The sequence below is a fragment of the Providencia vermicola genome (assembly GCF_020381325.1).
In the GTDB taxonomy this organism is placed as follows: domain Bacteria; phylum Pseudomonadota; class Gammaproteobacteria; order Enterobacterales; family Enterobacteriaceae; genus Providencia; species Providencia vermicola.
The window spans coordinates 380,192-395,466 of record NZ_JAGSPI010000002.1 but is presented as its reverse complement, the minus strand read 5'-3'; the positions used below and the strand labels follow the sequence as shown (position 1 = coordinate 395,466).

14 protein-coding genes are annotated in these 15,275 nt (G+C 39.8%); 12 read left to right on the top strand and 2 right to left on the bottom strand.

The genetic code is table 11. The features are described from left to right. Window positions 1-90: 90 nt before the first annotated feature. The 5 genes from KDJ85_RS04420 (at window position 91) to KDJ85_RS04400 (ending at window position 5,507) form a co-directional block, all read left to right on the top strand. On the top strand, window positions 91-648 hold the full coding sequence (locus KDJ85_RS04420; RefSeq protein ID WP_206083425.1) for a fimbrial protein: 558 nt from the start codon (window positions 91-93) through the stop codon (window positions 646-648). Window positions 649-731: 83 nt separating this feature from the next. After that, entirely contained in the window at window positions 732-3,227 is a 2,496-nt protein-coding gene (locus KDJ85_RS04415) for a fimbria/pilus outer membrane usher protein (RefSeq protein ID WP_225818624.1), read from the top strand. A gap of 10 nt (window positions 3,228-3,237) precedes the next feature. Continuing rightward, window positions 3,238-3,966 (top strand): fimbrial biogenesis chaperone, encoded by a 729-nt coding sequence (locus KDJ85_RS04410; RefSeq protein ID WP_225818623.1) that lies wholly within the window; start codon window positions 3,238-3,240, stop codon window positions 3,964-3,966. 43 nt (window positions 3,967-4,009) lie between these two features. Beyond that, window positions 4,010-4,528 (top strand): fimbrial protein, encoded by a 519-nt coding sequence (locus tag KDJ85_RS04405; protein ID WP_206083428.1) that lies wholly within the window; start codon window positions 4,010-4,012, stop codon window positions 4,526-4,528. A 13-nt stretch (window positions 4,529-4,541) separates the two neighbouring features. Then, on the top strand, window positions 4,542-5,507 hold the full coding sequence (locus KDJ85_RS04400; protein ID WP_225818622.1) for a fimbrial protein: 966 nt from the start codon (window positions 4,542-4,544) through the stop codon (window positions 5,505-5,507). Between the two features lie 114 nt (window positions 5,508-5,621). Here the strand turns inward: KDJ85_RS04400 and KDJ85_RS04395 are convergent, their stop codons facing one another. Beyond that, the gene (locus tag KDJ85_RS04395; protein ID WP_225818621.1) at window positions 5,622-7,268 is read right to left on the bottom strand and encodes a fumarate hydratase; all 1,647 of its coding nucleotides are present in this window, start codon (window positions 7,266-7,268) and stop codon (window positions 5,622-5,624) included. A gap of 986 nt (window positions 7,269-8,254) precedes the next feature. On the opposite strand from KDJ85_RS04395, the gene potA reads away from it, so the two are divergent. The 4 genes from potA (at window position 8,255) to potD (ending at window position 12,209) form a co-directional block, all read left to right on the top strand. After that, window positions 8,255-9,364, top strand: coding sequence for a spermidine/putrescine ABC transporter ATP-binding protein PotA (potA, locus tag KDJ85_RS04390; RefSeq protein WP_225818620.1), 1,110 nt, complete (start codon window positions 8,255-8,257; stop codon window positions 9,362-9,364). Beyond that, entirely contained in the window at window positions 9,351-10,214 is an 864-nt protein-coding gene (gene potB / locus KDJ85_RS04385; RefSeq protein ID WP_225818619.1) for a spermidine/putrescine ABC transporter permease PotB, read from the top strand. Before potA ends, potB begins: the two co-directional genes overlap by 14 nt. Next, window positions 10,211-10,996 (top strand): spermidine/putrescine ABC transporter permease PotC, encoded by a 786-nt coding sequence (gene potC, locus KDJ85_RS04380; RefSeq protein ID WP_206083433.1) that lies wholly within the window; start codon window positions 10,211-10,213, stop codon window positions 10,994-10,996. The genes potB and potC overlap by 4 nt, the downstream gene beginning before the upstream one ends. 163 nt (window positions 10,997-11,159) lie before the next feature. Next, on the top strand, window positions 11,160-12,209 hold the full coding sequence (potD, locus tag KDJ85_RS04375; protein WP_225818618.1) for a spermidine/putrescine ABC transporter substrate-binding protein PotD: 1,050 nt from the start codon (window positions 11,160-11,162) through the stop codon (window positions 12,207-12,209). 83 nt (window positions 12,210-12,292) lie between these two features. Here the strand turns inward: potD and KDJ85_RS04370 are convergent, their stop codons facing one another. Next, complete coding sequence (locus KDJ85_RS04370; RefSeq protein WP_225818617.1) at window positions 12,293-12,853, bottom strand: NADPH-dependent FMN reductase; 561 nt, start codon at window positions 12,851-12,853, stop codon at window positions 12,293-12,295. 315 nt (window positions 12,854-13,168) lie between these two features. On the opposite strand from KDJ85_RS04370, the gene KDJ85_RS04365 reads away from it, so the two are divergent. The 3 genes from KDJ85_RS04365 to KDJ85_RS04355 are packed head-to-tail and all read left to right on the top strand — an operon-like array spanning window position 13,169 to window position 15,170. Beyond that, window positions 13,169-13,741 carry a TetR/AcrR family transcriptional regulator gene (locus KDJ85_RS04365; protein WP_225818616.1) on the top strand — a complete coding sequence of 191 codons (573 nt, stop codon included), beginning with the start codon at window positions 13,169-13,171 and terminating at the stop codon, window positions 13,739-13,741. 56 nt (window positions 13,742-13,797) lie between these two features. Continuing rightward, on the top strand, window positions 13,798-14,655 hold the full coding sequence (locus KDJ85_RS04360; protein ID WP_225818615.1) for a transcriptional regulator: 858 nt from the start codon (window positions 13,798-13,800) through the stop codon (window positions 14,653-14,655). Next, complete coding sequence (locus tag KDJ85_RS04355; RefSeq protein WP_047757242.1) at window positions 14,652-15,170, top strand: FidL-like protein; 519 nt, start codon at window positions 14,652-14,654, stop codon at window positions 15,168-15,170. Before KDJ85_RS04360 ends, KDJ85_RS04355 begins: the two co-directional genes overlap by 4 nt. Window positions 15,171-15,275: the final 105 nt, after the last annotated feature.

Here is a 15,275-nt window from a genome sequence, read left to right as displayed (position 1 = left end):
TCTATCCTCAGCAAAAAAAATATCAACTTAATAATTATTTTGATTATTAAGTGATTGGTACATCTGTCGTCTTTTTATAGGAAAATATAAATGAAATTAACTAAAATTGCACTAGCTACAATTATCGCTTCTTCGTTTGGTATTGCTAATGCAGCACCTGTAGACCAAGGAAGTGGTATCATCAACTTCACTGGTAAAGTTATCAATGCACCTTGTTCAATCCCAGGTGATGGTACAATTAACGTTGACCTTGGCCAAGTTGCTAATAAAGTATTAGAAACTGGTAATAAATTTAGCCAAAGCGTTCAATATAATATTCAATTAGAGAACTGTGATTTAGGTGAAGTTAAAGATGCTTCAGATACAGTTATTTTCCCTGCAGTTAGCAAAGTTAAAGTGACTTTCACTGGTACGCCAGATACAACTGCAAAAGAACTGTTAGCAAACACTGGTACTTCTAAAGGTGTTGGTGTTCGTCTGATTAATGCTGATGGCGCAACAATGAAAGTGGGTGACACAAGTGTTGAATTGCCATTAGCTGACGGCCCTAACAAATTAGCATTTAGCGCACGTGTAGAAGCAAATGGTAACAAAGTAGAAACAGGTAGCATCATTTCTCAAGCGACTTACGCTTTAAATTACCTCTAATCTATACCTTAAATAACAGGCATATTTTTGCCTGTTATTTTCCCTTTTTATTTTGATTTTTTATCTTTTTGACAGGGAACATCATGTCTTTATTGCCTCAGTTTAAAATGAATAAAATATTATTTTCTATTGTGTTGGCATTTTCTTTTTCAGGAATGTCCAGTGCGGTCGAATTTAATATGAATATTATTGATGCAAAGGACAGAGATAATATCGATTTAAGCCAGTTTTCAAATCCTGATTTTATCCCTGCTGGTGAATATCTTACGGATATCACACTGAATGGTAGAAAATTAGCGGGTCAACATCTAATTAAATTTATTGAAGAGAGTAAAGATAATTCAACACTCTGTGTTACACCAGAGATGGTTACACTTTTTGCATTAAAAAAGAAAGTTCAGGAAGAACTTCTGCAAAATAATAATAACCAGTGTGTTGAACTATCTAAAAAGCTAGATATTCATTATCGCTTTGATAAAGAGAACCAGAATATCTTATTTTCTATTCCTCAAGCTTGGTTAGAATATGATGATCCGTACTGGGTTCCACCGTCCCAATGGGAAAATGGAATCGCAGGCGCATTTCTCGATTACAACCTATTTTTAAATTACACCTCCCCTAAAAACACAAGTGAAACATTTAGCGGTAGCAGTAATGGTACGGCTGGCGTGAACTTAGGTGCTTGGCGTTTCCGTGCAGATTATCAGTATCAATATAATCGTTCTCAAGGAAAAACGAATGAACGATTTGATTGGACTCAGCTTTATGCATTTCGTGCATTACCTGAAATGGGCGCAAAAGTTTTACTTGGGGAGTCTTATTTAAAAACAGATTTGTTTGATAGCTTCCGTTTTATTGGGGCATCTCTCTTTAGTGATAATCGTATGCTCCCGCCTTCATTGCGTGGTTATGCACCACAGGTGACGGGTATTGCTAAAACCAATGCCATGGTGATTATTTCACAAAATGGGCGTGTCATTAAACAAGCTAAAGTGGCGCCTGGTCCCTTTAATATTCAAGATATTACGGAAGCAGTACAAGGTACGTTAGATGTAACCATTGAGGAAGAGGATGGCTCAAAAACGACTTACCAAGTGACGGCGGCATCATTGCCATTTTTAACGCGCCAAGGTCAGCTTCTTTATAAATTGACGATGGGGCAGTCGGATCCGTTTGGGCGTTCTCAGAAAGTCGAGCCACGGTTTATTGCGGGTGAATTATCTTATGGGTTATTTGGCAACACTTCCATTTTTGGCGGGTTAATTGCCACTGTCGATAATAATAATTATCAAGCCGTCAACCTGGGTATTGGGCAAAATATGAATGTGTTTGGGGCAATATCGCTGGATATTACGCGTACCCATGCAAATTTAGATCATTTTGGTTCTTATTCAGGAAACAGTTATCGTCTGAATTATTCGAAACGTTTCGAATCCACCAACTCACAAGTCACTTTTGCGGGCTATAAATTCTCTGAAAAAGAATTCCTAACCATGCCGCAATATATTGATGCTGCCAATGGTGTTCTTGATTTTAGGCGTGATAAAAATGTGTATACCGCCTCTTTTAACCAATACATTAGCCCATTGGATTTAACGGTTTACTTTAATGCCTCCCACCACCAGTTTTGGAACAGTGAGTCGACGACAAACTTTGGAATGAGCTTAAGTAAACTGTTTAGTGTTGGGCAGCTTAAAAATATCTCAGGAACACTATCTCTAAATAAAATTAAATACGAAGAAACCGATGACAACCAAATTTATCTGTCATTTTCAATTCCGTTAGAAAATGGTGGATCAGTAAGCTATGACGCCCAATATGCAGATAATGATCATAATTTTGGGCAATCTGTCGCCTATTACAGCCCAAATGAGCGAAATAATTACTGGAGTATGCGAGTAGGTGGCGATCAGCATGAACTCGGGCGTGCAGAACCAAATATTAGTGGTAGCTATCAACGTTCTTCCCCATATGGCGTATTAAACGTTAACGCAACGGAAAATGTGAATTCTTACCGCGCCTTTGGCGGGAGCTGGTATGGCTCTATGACAGCCACTAAGTATGGTGCTGCGATGCACCGTAATGGCACAAATAATGAACCGCGCGTCATGATTGATAGCGATAACGTTGCGGGTATTTCTATTGATAATGGCGAGTCCGTCACCAACCGCTTCGGTATCGGTGTTGCAACAAGTTTGAACAGTTTTTCAAACTCGGATGTGTACATTGATATGAATACGCTGCCCGATGATGTTGATGTGAATGACAACATTATTGGTAAAACATTAACTGAAGGCTCAATTGGTTATCAAAAAATAAAAGCGAACCAAGGGAAACGTATTTTAGCGGTGATCCGTTTGAGTAACGGTAACTATCCACCTCTGGGGACGAGTGTCATCGAAGTGAATACGTCTAGGGAAGTTGGCATTATCGCAGACAGTGGTGTCGCTTATTTGACTGGGGTCGACCCAGATGAAAGTTACATTGTTAAGTGGGCAAGTGGTACAAATCAATGTCGCTTGAACTTACCGAATATGACAGAAAAGAATCAAGGTAAAGTCTTGATCCCTTGCCAATAAGGAATGATGTATGAGTAAAAAGTATGCAGTTGTTTTTGGGTTTTCATTAATCTTTGCTGGCATGCAAGTCGCCTCTGCGGCAATTAATATTGATCGCACCCGTATTATTTTTCCAGGCAAAGATAAATCGATTAGCTTAGTGATTAATAACCAAAGTAAAACAATGCCGTATTTGGCGCAATCATGGATGGAAGATGCGAAGGGGAACAAAGTCTCAGAGCCTTTTACCGTTTTGCCTCCTATGCAACGTGTTGAGCCGAATGCAAAAAACCAAATTAAAATTATTAAGACTGAAGGGATTGATGCGTTGCCTCAGGATAGAGAATCGCTGTTTTACCTGAATGTGCGTGAAATTCCCCCTGTTACAGATAAAGAAAATGTGGTGCAAATTGCGATTCAGAGCCGTTTAAAAATGTTTTATCGGCCACCTCAAATTGAAAATAACAGCGATAAGGTGTGGGCGAAAGAACTGAAGTTTACTCATTCTGGTGGTCAGTTACTCATTGAAAATCCAACAAAATACTACGTCACGTTGGGTTATTTAAGTCACAACAATAAGAATAACTTTCCAGGTTTTGAGAGTGTTATGGTAGCGCCATTATCAAAAGAAAGTGTTTCTGTACCAAGTGCAAGTTTTAGCCAACTTTACGCAGGGTATATGGATGACTACGGCGGAATGAAAATGTTGACGTATCAGTGTGCGGCATCGGTATGCCAGCTGTCAAAAGAAAGCCAATAGGATTTTAGAGATGAGAAATTATTGCTTTTCAATAGGTTTTTTCATGCTATCCCTGTTTGGGAGTCATGCATACGCAGACAGCAGCATGATGCGAGGCGATCTCAATTTTACCGGTAATGTCGTGGCTTTGCCTTGTAAAATCACGCTTTCCTCGATGGATCAAAATATTGAATTAGGCCCAATTTCTCTTAATTATTTCAATGAGATCGGGGATAGAAGTCCTAAACATGAGATCAAATTGAAATTTGATGACTGCATTTTCCCAAAGCGGGATCGTGATGACCGAGATCCTGTCGTTAGGATCATGTTCATTTCAGAACCCACAGCGAGCACTGACCGTAATTTATTTGGTGGTAAAACGATTTTAAATGGTTATGGCATTCGCTTACTGGATAAACAGGGCAATACAATCCCAAATGGTGAATATCGAAATTACCCAGTTTATTTCGATGATAATCAACAGATTGTGATTTATTCCATGTTGGAAAGCTATCTTTCAAGAAGTGAATTAACAGTGGGTAATATTAAAACGCAAATTACCTTAAATATTACCTATATATAAAGGTGTATAAATTATGATACACAAGTTTATTAAGCAGTATGGGTTCTACTTTTTATTCTTATTTATTTTTATCAGCCCAAAGACATTTGCATTGGATTGTGTTGAAAAAGGGACGGGGGTTGTGATTAAACCGCCGGTTCCAGTCGGACAACTTGCTATACCAGCGGATACCCCTGCGGGAACGATTATTTGGCAATCAGACCCACTGACCGTCACGGTATATTGCGATAACGTATTGGGAAACATGGTTGACGTTGTTCATATGTATTTTAACCCGACGTCACAAAAGTTAGGGACAGGTTTGTTACTTGGAGCGAACTATCAAGGTGAACAACTTGAACACGACAAACAAAAAGTCAGTTTAGGTACACCACCGATTAGCGGTAAGCAAAATGTCACCGTGACGGTGACGTTTACTTTATACATTAAAGTGACTGGGGTGGTTCCACCATCTGGTAACTATTTGGGTGATAACCAATTTACCGTTTTCCAATTCGATGGAAGTGGCGGGATTAATACCACTCCAGGGGCTAAAAACTTACGCTATTCTATTTCAGGGCTTCAAGGGATCCGCTTTTTAAAATGTGGTGCTGATATCAAGGTTTTTCCTGAATCTCAGCAAATAGACTTTGGCCAATTGATGATCACAGACCTTAATCAAGGTAAAGAGTTTAAAAAGGATTTTCAGGTTCAAGCGGTAAAAAGAGGGTGCTTGGATAATTTCTCCATGAATATCAATTTTGAAACCACTGACCCACTTAATGGTGAGTATGCAATTGATTTGAAAAATGGCATGAACCTTGTGATCAAGGACGATAAAAACAGCGACATCAAGTTTAATTACTTCCAGTTTTTCGGTAGTTTACCGCAAGGAAGTACATCAGTAACACGTGATTACAGTGCAACGGTAAAGAAAACGGGCACAGTAAAAACGGGTGGCTTTCAAGCATCGACGATAGTTCGTATTAACTATTATTGATAGAACTAGCGGATAAAAAAGAGCAGGCATATTGCCTGCTCTTCTAATTACACTACTTATTGACGACACAAGCTAACCGAGGTCAGCGCATTCCGTTGACATAGTGCGACGAGTCTATTTTACACATTTTTGGCAGTTTGCATTCTGAACTTGCTCAAAGAAGTTATTCCCTTTGTCATCAACAAGAATAAAGGCAGGTAAACCTTCTACTTCCATTTTCCAAATTGCTTCCATACCTAACTCTGGATACTCTAAGCAATTCAAACTCTTAACATATTCTTGTGCTAAGATTGCCGCTGAACCCCCGATGCTACCTAAATAGAAACCACCGTGTTTTTTACACGCGTCAGTAACGGCTTGGGTACGGTTCCCTTTTGCGAGCATTAACATACTACCGCCATGGGATTGGAACAGATCAACGTAAGGGTCCATACGGTTACCCGTTGTTGGGCCTAATGAGCCAGATACCATATCTTCAGGTTTCTTGGCAGGTCCTGCGTAATACACCATATGGTCTTTGAAGTATTGCGGTAACTCTTCGCCGTTATCTAAACGTTCTTTGAGCTTGGTGTGCGCAATATCACGCGCGATGATCAGTGGACCACTGAGGGAAACACGGGTCGATACAGGGTGTTTACTCAGTTCCGCCAAAATATCTTTCATTGGACGGTTAAGGTCGATATGAACCACTTTTCCTTCGGTTTGGGTACGCATCGATTCAGGGATATATTGAGCTGGATTATGTTCCATTTTCTCCAGCCATAGGCCGTCTTTGGTTATTTTTGCCTTGATATTACGGTCTGCTGAGCAAGAAATGGCTAAACCGATTGGGCAAGATGCACCATGGCGAGGTAAACGTACAACGCGGACATCGTGAGCAAAGTATTTACCGCCAAACTGTGCGCCAAAACCAAGATGACGAGAGGCTTCTAACAACTCATTTTCTAGCTCAATATCACGGAATGCACGACCATATTCATTACCTGTTGTCGGTAAATTATCATAGTATTTTGCAGAAGCCAGTTTTGCTGTTTTCAGCGTTGTTTCGGCTGAAGTTCCACCAATAACAAAAGCAATATGATAAGGCGGGCAAGCCGTTGTTCCCAGATTGCGCATTTTTTCAATTAAGAAATTTTTTAGCTTAGCTGGGGTTAAGGTTGCTTTTGTCTCTTGATAAAGCGCAGATTTATTCGCAGAACCCCCACCTTTATTGACGAACAGGAAGTGGTATTCGTCGCCTGTGGTCGCAAAGATATCAAATTGTGCGGGTAGGTTAGTACCCGTATTCACTTCGTTAAACATATCTAGCGGAGCATTTTGAGAAAAACGTAGGTTTTCGTGTTGGAAGACGTTATAAATTCCGCGAGAGAGATACTCTTCATCATCGCAATCCGTCCAAACTTGCTGGCCTTTTTTCCCAACCACCGCAACGGTTCCTGTATCTTGGCAGTTTGGTAAAATACCTTTTGCGGAAATTTCAGCGTTACGTAGCAACTGCAGTGCAACATATTTGTCATTTTCGCTAGCTTCTGGATCATGCAAGATAGCCGCAACTTGCTTTTGGTGTGCGGCTCTTAGGAAGAATTGCGATTCATAAATTGCCCGTTCAGCAAGCAGTGTTAGTGCTTCAGGTTCAACTTTTAAAATGGGTTTCCCTGCGAATTGCTCGACGGAAACATATTTATCAGAAACATGGGTATATTCAGTTTTATCCTCAGATAGCGGATAAGGTTCTTGATAAAAAAACTCTTTATTAGCCATTTTGCTCACTCACATATTAATTTCAGTGGAATATCCAAAAATAATCGCCCGTAGGCTTATGCTTATTCTTTAATAAATTCAGTACAAAGGAACAAAGTAAAATTTATAAGTGTAATAATGAAACAAAAACCACAAAAGAAATCACGAAAAGAAACAATTTAGGCTGAAATTATACCAATTTGACCATTATATTCAAAGAGATGCGGTTGATAATATGATGTTGGTTAAAGTTATCAAGATAAAAACTACTTCACGATAAAAATTAGATATAAATCACATTAAATTATATTTAATGATGTTTTTCTCTCTGTCATTGTAATTATGAATTATTGGTTTTTAAGTCTTTCATTAGGATAAATTACATTTCAAGCTGTTTTGGTAAGTTTAAACGATTCAGTTTTTGATAATTCTATTTTAATCAGTGGGATATTTTATGAGTTTGTAGCTAGATATATTCTTTATATATTAATTTAAGAAGTAATTAAATTTTAAATGAATTTCATTATTCATCTATTAGCAACTAACTTTGTGAATTGTAAGCTATTTAACTTAAGGGTCGAACTTTGATGTATAAGGGAAACCTATAGATAACGGCATAGTAACAATATATATCGCTATGTTGCTTATTTTTATCAAAAAACATTTTTATTTATTGTGAATTCATAATGAAAGGCAAACGAAGTGTCGAAAATGGCTTTCAATTTATAAAAACTGTGTTTATCATGCAGGGCTCAATGAATTTGAAAAATGGCGCTACTGGTTTTGGGCTTTGCTGGGGAAAATTATTTACTCAAAATAATTCCAGTGATATGTAGACTGCAAACGATGGTATTTCGATGGGCATACATAAGTATGTGATTCGAATGGCAGCGGAAGCGAACACCCCTATCACTTGAAGTACGAAGAGTAAACCTCCGACAAGCTTATACAGTCTTTAACGGTGGCGGTTCTATCTGCATTATTCCTAGGGATAGAGTGTATTATAAATGACTGAGACAACCTCTCTGACACCACTCGTCGAATTAAAATCTTTAAATAAAGGTTTTGATGGCAAACAAATTATTTCTGAACTTGACTTAACCATTCGAAATGGTGAGTTTTTGACTATTCTGGGGCCTTCTGGTTGCGGTAAAACGACGGTTTTACGTCTTATTGCTGGGCTTGAAGATGTCGATGAAGGTCAAATTATTCTTGATGGTCAAGATATTACGGATATTCCAGCGGAACAACGTTTCGTGAATACCGTGTTCCAAAGCTATGCTCTTTTTCCTCATATGACGGTTTATGACAACGTCGCTTTTGGCTTGCGTATGCAAAAAACGCCTGCAGCTGATATTCAAAAGCGCGTTGATCAGGCACTGCGTATGGTGCAATTGGAAGATTTTGCGCAGCGAAGGCCGAATCAACTCTCTGGCGGGCAGCAGCAGCGCGTGGCAATCGCCCGTGCCGTGGTGAATCGCCCAAAAGTCTTATTACTGGATGAATCATTGTCTGCGCTGGATTACAAACTGCGTAAGCAAATGCAGAATGAGCTAAAAGCCCTTCAGCGGAAACTGGGGATTACCTTTATTTTTGTTACCCACGACCAAGAAGAAGCCTTAGCAATGTCTGACAGGATCATCGTCATGCGTGAAGGGAAAATTGAGCAAGATGGTACACCTCGTGAAATTTATGAGGAGCCTAAAAACTTGTTTGTTGCTCAGTTTATCGGTGAAATTAATATTTTTGATGCGAAAGTGTTGTATCGCATTGATGAAAAACGTATTCGTGCCAATGTTGAAGGCCATGAGTGCGATATTTTTACTGAGCTCTCAGTCAAAGAAGGGCAGCATCTTAATGTGCTTTTACGCCCTGAAGACTTACGTGTTGAAGAAGTGAACGATACTGAAAATCACCCAGGGCTGATGGGGTACGTGCGTGAACGTAACTACAAAGGCATGACTTTGGACTCTGTGGTTGAGATGGAAGACGGCAAAATTGTCATGGTGAGCGAATTCTTTAATGAAGACGACCCCGATGTTGACCACTCCTTGAATCAAAAAGTTGCTGTAACTTGGGTGGAAAGCTGGGAGGTCGTGCTGGATGATCATTCGTAAACACAAGATCCTGCAAAATGTGATTATCACTGGGATTGTCGCTTGGCTAGTCTTGTTCGTTTTCTTGCCAAATATCATGATCATCGGAGCCAGTTTTCTAACACGCAGTGATACCAATTTAGTGGATCTGATCTTCACATGGGATAACTACATCCGTTTATCCGATCCGATGTATGCGGAAGTGATGTTGCATTCACTGAATATGGCCTTGATCGCGACATTCTTTTGCCTTGTGATCGGCTATCCATTTGCATTTATTTTGGCGAAATTACCTAAACGCATCCAGCCTCTGATGTTGTTTTTGTTGATTGTTCCGTTTTGGACGAATTCACTGATCCGTATTTATGGTTTGAAAGTTTTCTTAAGCACCAAAGGCTATCTGAATGATTTTCTGTTATGGATTGGCCTTATTGATAAACCAATACGCTTAATGTACACCCCAGAAGCGGTTGTACTTGGGCTGATTTATATCTTATTACCTTTTATGGTGATGCCGCTGTATTCGAGTATTGAGAAATTGGATAAGTCATATTTAGAAGCCGCTAGGGACCTCGGCGCTAATAAATTTCAGACCTTTGTGAAAATCATCATTCCATTAACGATGCCAGGTATTATTGCAGGGTGTTTATTGGTTTTATTGCCTGCTATGGGGCTGTTTTATGTCGCCGATTTAATGGGCGGCGCGAAAAACCTCCTAATTGGTAACGTGATAAAAAGCCAGTTCCTTAATATTCGTGATTGGCCATTTGGTGCCGCAACCAGTATCTTCCTGACGGTGATGATGGGGCTGTTGCTGTATGTGTATTACCGAGCGGCTAAGCTTTTGAATAAAAAGGCGTATGAAGAATGATCGGGCGTACTTTGCGAGGTGGCTTTATGGCCATCGTCTATGCGTATCTTTATATTCCAATCATCATTTTGATTGTTAACTCCTTTAATGAATCGCGTTTTGGTATTCAGTGGCAGGGTTTCTCAACAAAATGGTATGAACTTTTAAGTAATAACGACAGCTTATTAGAAGCGGCGGGGCACTCATTAACCATGGCGGTGTTATCCGCCACATTTGCCACCGTGATCGGCACATTAACGGCGGTTGCGCTATTTCGTTACCGTTTTCGCGGCAAGCCCTTTGTGGGTGGAATGCTATTTGTGGTGATGATGTCCCCCGATATCGTGATGGCAATATCGTTATTAGTGCTGTTTATGATCTTGGGTGTTTCACTAGGTTTTTGGTCGTTGCTGTTTTCGCACATTACCTTCTGCCTGCCTTTTGTGGTGGTAACGGTGTATGCAAGGTTAAAAGACTTTGATGTGAAAATGCTGGAAGCCGCGCGGGATCTTGGCGCGGGGGAATTTACGATTTTACGTAAAATTATTCTGCCATTGGCGCTCCCCGCGATTGTGGCGGGTTGGCTGCTTAGCTTCACATTGTCGATGGATGATGTCGTGGTATCGTCATTTGTGACGGGGCCAAGTTATGAAATTTTACCGTTAAAAATCTACTCAATGGTTAAAGTCGGCGTTTCACCTGAAGTGAATGCGCTGGCAACGGTGCTACTGATTATGTCGTTGGTGCTTGTTTGCTTAAGCCAATGGGTCATGCGGGATAAATACGGTAAAAAAACGCAGTAACAATAACAGGATGGCACGGTATTACTGTTTTATCGTGCTTTTTAAATGCCATAAGGCGAGAGGGTGGGCTCCAATTGAGCCTATAAGATATCAACCCTAAATCATTCAAGTTACAGCTTGATGCAGGCAGGGATAAAAACACGTTGTTGAGGGAAACTCAGTCATGAAAAAATGGTCCTATCTACTGGCAGCAGGTTTAATGGCTGCAAGTATTGGCACGGCGACTGCCGCTGACGATAACAAAGACGTACTGTATTTCTATAACTGGACAGAATATGTTCCCCCCGGTTTATTAGAGCAATTTACCAAAGAGACGGGCATCAAGGTGATTTACTCCACCTACGAATCCAACGAAAGCATGTACACTAAATTGAAGACCTATAAAGATGGGGCTTATGATTTAGTTGTACCATCCACTTACTTTATTGCGAAAATGAGTAAAGAAGGGATGCTGCAAAAGATCGATCAAAGTAAATTGAGCAACTTTAAAAACCTCGATCCCAATTTAATTCACAAAGAATTTGACCCAAATAATGACTATTCTGTGCCTTATATTTGGGGCGCAACAGGGATTGGTATCAATGGTGAAGCCGTTGACCCAAGTTCTGTCACGTCGTGGGCAGATTTTTGGAAACCTGAATATAAAAATAGCCTATTGATGATGGATGATGCGCGGGAAGTATTCCAAGTCGCATTAAACAAACTGGGTTATTCAGGGAACACGACTGATCCGAAAGAAATAGAAGAAGCCTATAAAGAGCTGCAAAAACTTCGCCCGAATATCTTAGCGTTTAACTCAGATAACCCAGCCACGCCGTTTATTGAAGGGGAAGTGGATGTGGGGATGTTATGGAATGGCTCTGCGTTCGTTGCAAGGCAAGCAGGCTTACCCATTGAAGTGGTGTGGCCAAAAGAAGGCGGTATTTTCTGGATGGACAGTCTAGCTATCCCTGCTAATGCGAAAAATGTTGAAGGGGCCCATAAACTGATTAACTTCTTATTACGCCCTGAAATTGCGGCGCAAGTTGCTGAATCTATTGGCTATCCAACCCCTAACTTAGCCGCTAAAAAGATGTTACCTGCAGAAATTGCCAATGACCCATCTCTTTACCCAAGTGAAGAGGTATTGAAAAAAGGTGAGTGGCAAAGCGATGTTGGGAATACCAATGTTCTGTACGAAGAGTATTTCCAAAAGCTAAAAGCTGGGCGTTAATGGTTTGATAAATGAAAGGCACCTTTGTAGGTGCCTTTTTTGATCAATGAGTTGTGTACGCGATAACTTATTTACTCGATAACTTATTTACTCACAGCATTATGGGCAACAAACTGAGCAAAGGTATCTGCCCACGGTTGCAAGAAATCTTTACTTTTTGGTGAAATATTGCCTTGCTCATCCACCATACCGTCATACCATTTCAGGTAACATTCAGGCTGGTTCATCGTTGGCATATTCAAAAAGGCGAGGCTGTTGCGCAGGTGTTGCTGGGCAATTGCTGTGCTGATATTACCGATGGAAACACCTAAAACTCCCGCAGGAATTGCATTCCACGAATTATCTCCCCAAGGGCGAGAGCCTTGGTCAATGGCATTTTTTAATACACCGGGGATAGAACGGTTATATTCGGGGGTGGCAAAAATAATGCCGTCACAGGCTTTAATTTGAGATTTAAAATTGGCGACAACAGGAGGCACATTTTGGTCAGCATCTTGATTGTAGAGAGGAAGGTCGCCAATGTTGATAAATTTGAATGAAAAATTTGTGGGGAATAACTTAGTGATGGCTTTTGCGACGGTTAAATTATAAGAATCCGCACGTAAGCTACCCACAATAACACCAATATTATATTGTTTTGACATGGTAAAACCTCTTCTATCGACGGTTAGTGACGCATGTGACAAATAATTTGTACTTTGTCAGAATTTTATTTTACACCCATTATTAAACATCATAACCCGAGCTGGTGCAAAACTAAGTTAAATGGCAAATCAGCCAAACTAGTAAAACTAAAATACAAAAATAATTTTAAATTTTAAACTAATTATAGGGTTATGGCTTATCTAAAATAGATATTGTGAGTCCCATTCCACTATTTTGATTTAACCTTGAACAAAACAGGGTTACTTGATTTTGGTCAAAATGAAACATACCGACTGGTCGGTATCATCCATTGCATGAACAAAACAGCGCAGCACAGAAAAAAAGATCCCGTCAAACTTCAAGTGGAGTTATTAAAAGCAGCTCGCATAATTGCTGGCAGGGACGGCATTTCTGCATTATCCCTTAATGCGGTTGCACGGGAAGCGGGTGTCAGCAAAGGGGGGCTGATGCATCATTTCCCAAGTAAGCAAGATCTTATCCATGCGCTATTTTTGCAATTACTGAGCATTATGGATGAGCGTATTAGTTTCATTATGGAAAATGACATCAATACTTATGGGCGTTTTTCCCGTGCATATTTGCACTATATCGGTGAGCTTAAAGAATCAGATGAAAGTTTTCAGCTCGCGTTATTGTCGTTGGCTATGCCAAATGAGCCTGTATTACGCAAATGTTGGCGTGATTGGGTGCTGGGTCATTTAGCAAAAGGTGATTCTTTTGATAACAGCTATTTAGGGGCGCTAGTGCGTTATGGTGCGGATGGCTTGTGGTTATCATCATTAACAGAGGGTGAAACGTTATCAAAACAAGAGCGTGATGCCATTGTGAGCCGTTTAACGGAAATATCGTTTGAAAAACTGCCTTAAAAAATAGGTAACTACCGAAAATACCGTCATTAATATAATAAAAACATGGGGCGCCAGTGAAATATAAAATCAATGCCTTCATTATATATGATGCAGTTGATGGCACTTTGTCTTTGAAAGAAGACGAGGTGGATACGCAATTGTCTATTACCGCCAATGCATTGCTTTATTATTTTATCCAAAATAGGGGCGTGGTATCCCGTGATGATGTATTAAAAGCCGTGTGGGATGATAATGGATTAGTTTCATCCAACAGTAATTTAAACCAATATTTAAGTTTATTAAGAAAAGCATTTCGCCAGTATGGCATTGAAAATATCATTATTACGGTGGCCAGAGGGAGATTGGAATTTAATTCAGCAGTGACACTAGAGCGTTTGAATGATGCTAAAATGCACCCTGCTGAATTTATTAAAAACTTGAGTGAGATAGATGCCGCTGAAGTTGTATTATCCCCCATTATTGCCCCTCCCTTAATTGAATCAGAGACAATCTCAATATCCCCCGTTAAAAGCCCTGAGCCATTAACAAAGGCAAAGAAAGAAATGTGTTGGTATTTTGCCAGTGGCGCATTTTTGCTGTGCTCTATCTTGTTATTAGTTATGGCTTATTTATCAAATCAACCATCTCAACCGATTAATATGACGATGCTGGAGCATGCTAACTGCGATGTGCTTTCAAATGAAAAAATGATTAATGGCACCGTCGCACAAAATTATGTGCAAAATTTTGACAAGGTGAGGAATAACTTAAACCTTGCCTGTGTAGAAAAAGAGCGATTCGTTTTCTTTTATGGGGATAAATTACAAACTAATGGATTAGGCCGCGTGTTTTTAGCTCACTGTGCCGTAAATGAAGACAATCCTTTTAGCTATTGCGATAACTATTTCTATTATTCTTGGAAGCCATCATGAAAATATCTGGGAAAGTATTATGTTTACTGAGTGCTTTGCTGTTTATTGTGGTGGTGGTTTACACACAATCGGTTTTATTTTCCAATAAACAAGATGGATTAATGGTGTGTTCTACCAAAGGCATCATGCGCTTTGAAAATATGAAAGATGAAAACGTTAATGGCAATATTCACTTCAATTTTGGCGCGAATGGTAAAGGGTCAATTGTGGTTGAAGGTTATACAGATTCTAAAGCGGGATGGTTGTATTTACAGCGTTATGTGAAATTTAATTATACAACCAAGCGCATTTCCCCGACGGAGCGTCATTATAATATTAGCCAATGGGAATCGAGTGCCTCTTCCATAGATGAATCCCCCGATGTGATTTTTGACTACTTTATGCGAGAAATGTCAGATAGCCATGATGGCTTATTTCTTAATGCCCAAAAGCTGAATGATAAAGCGCTGTTATTAAGTTCAATTAACTCCCCGCTTTATATCTGCACATTAAAACCTGGCAGTAAATTTGACTAATAAAATACAGAGCTAGGGCATTAACGCTGGCCTATCATTTTGCATATTTTCCCCTTCAAGCCGTCTTTAACTCTCTTTGAAATACCCAATATCTTCAGTGTTATT

Bases quoted from the DNA above. Each gene is read 5' to 3' on its own strand.
- potC (WP_206083433.1), top strand. From the start codon at position 10,211: ATGATCGGGCGTACTTTGCGAGGTGGCTTTATGGCCATCGTCTATGCG.
- KDJ85_RS04415 (WP_225818624.1), top strand. From the start codon at position 732: ATGTCTTTATTGCCTCAGTTTAAAATGAATAAAATATTATTTTCTATT.
- potA (WP_225818620.1), top strand. From the start codon at position 8,255: ATGACTGAGACAACCTCTCTGACACCACTCGTCGAATTAAAATCTTTA.
- KDJ85_RS04405 (WP_206083428.1), top strand. From the start codon at position 4,010: ATGCTATCCCTGTTTGGGAGTCATGCATACGCAGACAGCAGCATGATG.
- KDJ85_RS04410 (WP_225818623.1), top strand. From the start codon at position 3,238: ATGAGTAAAAAGTATGCAGTTGTTTTTGGGTTTTCATTAATCTTTGCT.
- potD (WP_225818618.1), top strand. From the start codon at position 11,160: ATGAAAAAATGGTCCTATCTACTGGCAGCAGGTTTAATGGCTGCAAGT.
- KDJ85_RS04420 (WP_206083425.1), top strand. From the start codon at position 91: ATGAAATTAACTAAAATTGCACTAGCTACAATTATCGCTTCTTCGTTT.
- KDJ85_RS04370 (WP_225818617.1), bottom strand. From the start codon at position 12,853: ATGTCAAAACAATATAATATTGGTGTTATTGTGGGTAGCTTACGTGCG.
- potB (WP_225818619.1), top strand. From the start codon at position 9,351: ATGATCATTCGTAAACACAAGATCCTGCAAAATGTGATTATCACTGGG.
- KDJ85_RS04365 (WP_225818616.1), top strand. From the start codon at position 13,169: ATGAACAAAACAGCGCAGCACAGAAAAAAAGATCCCGTCAAACTTCAA.
- KDJ85_RS04395 (WP_225818621.1), bottom strand. From the start codon at position 7,268: ATGGCTAATAAAGAGTTTTTTTATCAAGAACCTTATCCGCTATCTGAG.
- KDJ85_RS04355 (WP_047757242.1), top strand. From the start codon at position 14,652: ATGAAAATATCTGGGAAAGTATTATGTTTACTGAGTGCTTTGCTGTTT.
- KDJ85_RS04400 (WP_225818622.1), top strand. From the start codon at position 4,542: ATGATACACAAGTTTATTAAGCAGTATGGGTTCTACTTTTTATTCTTA.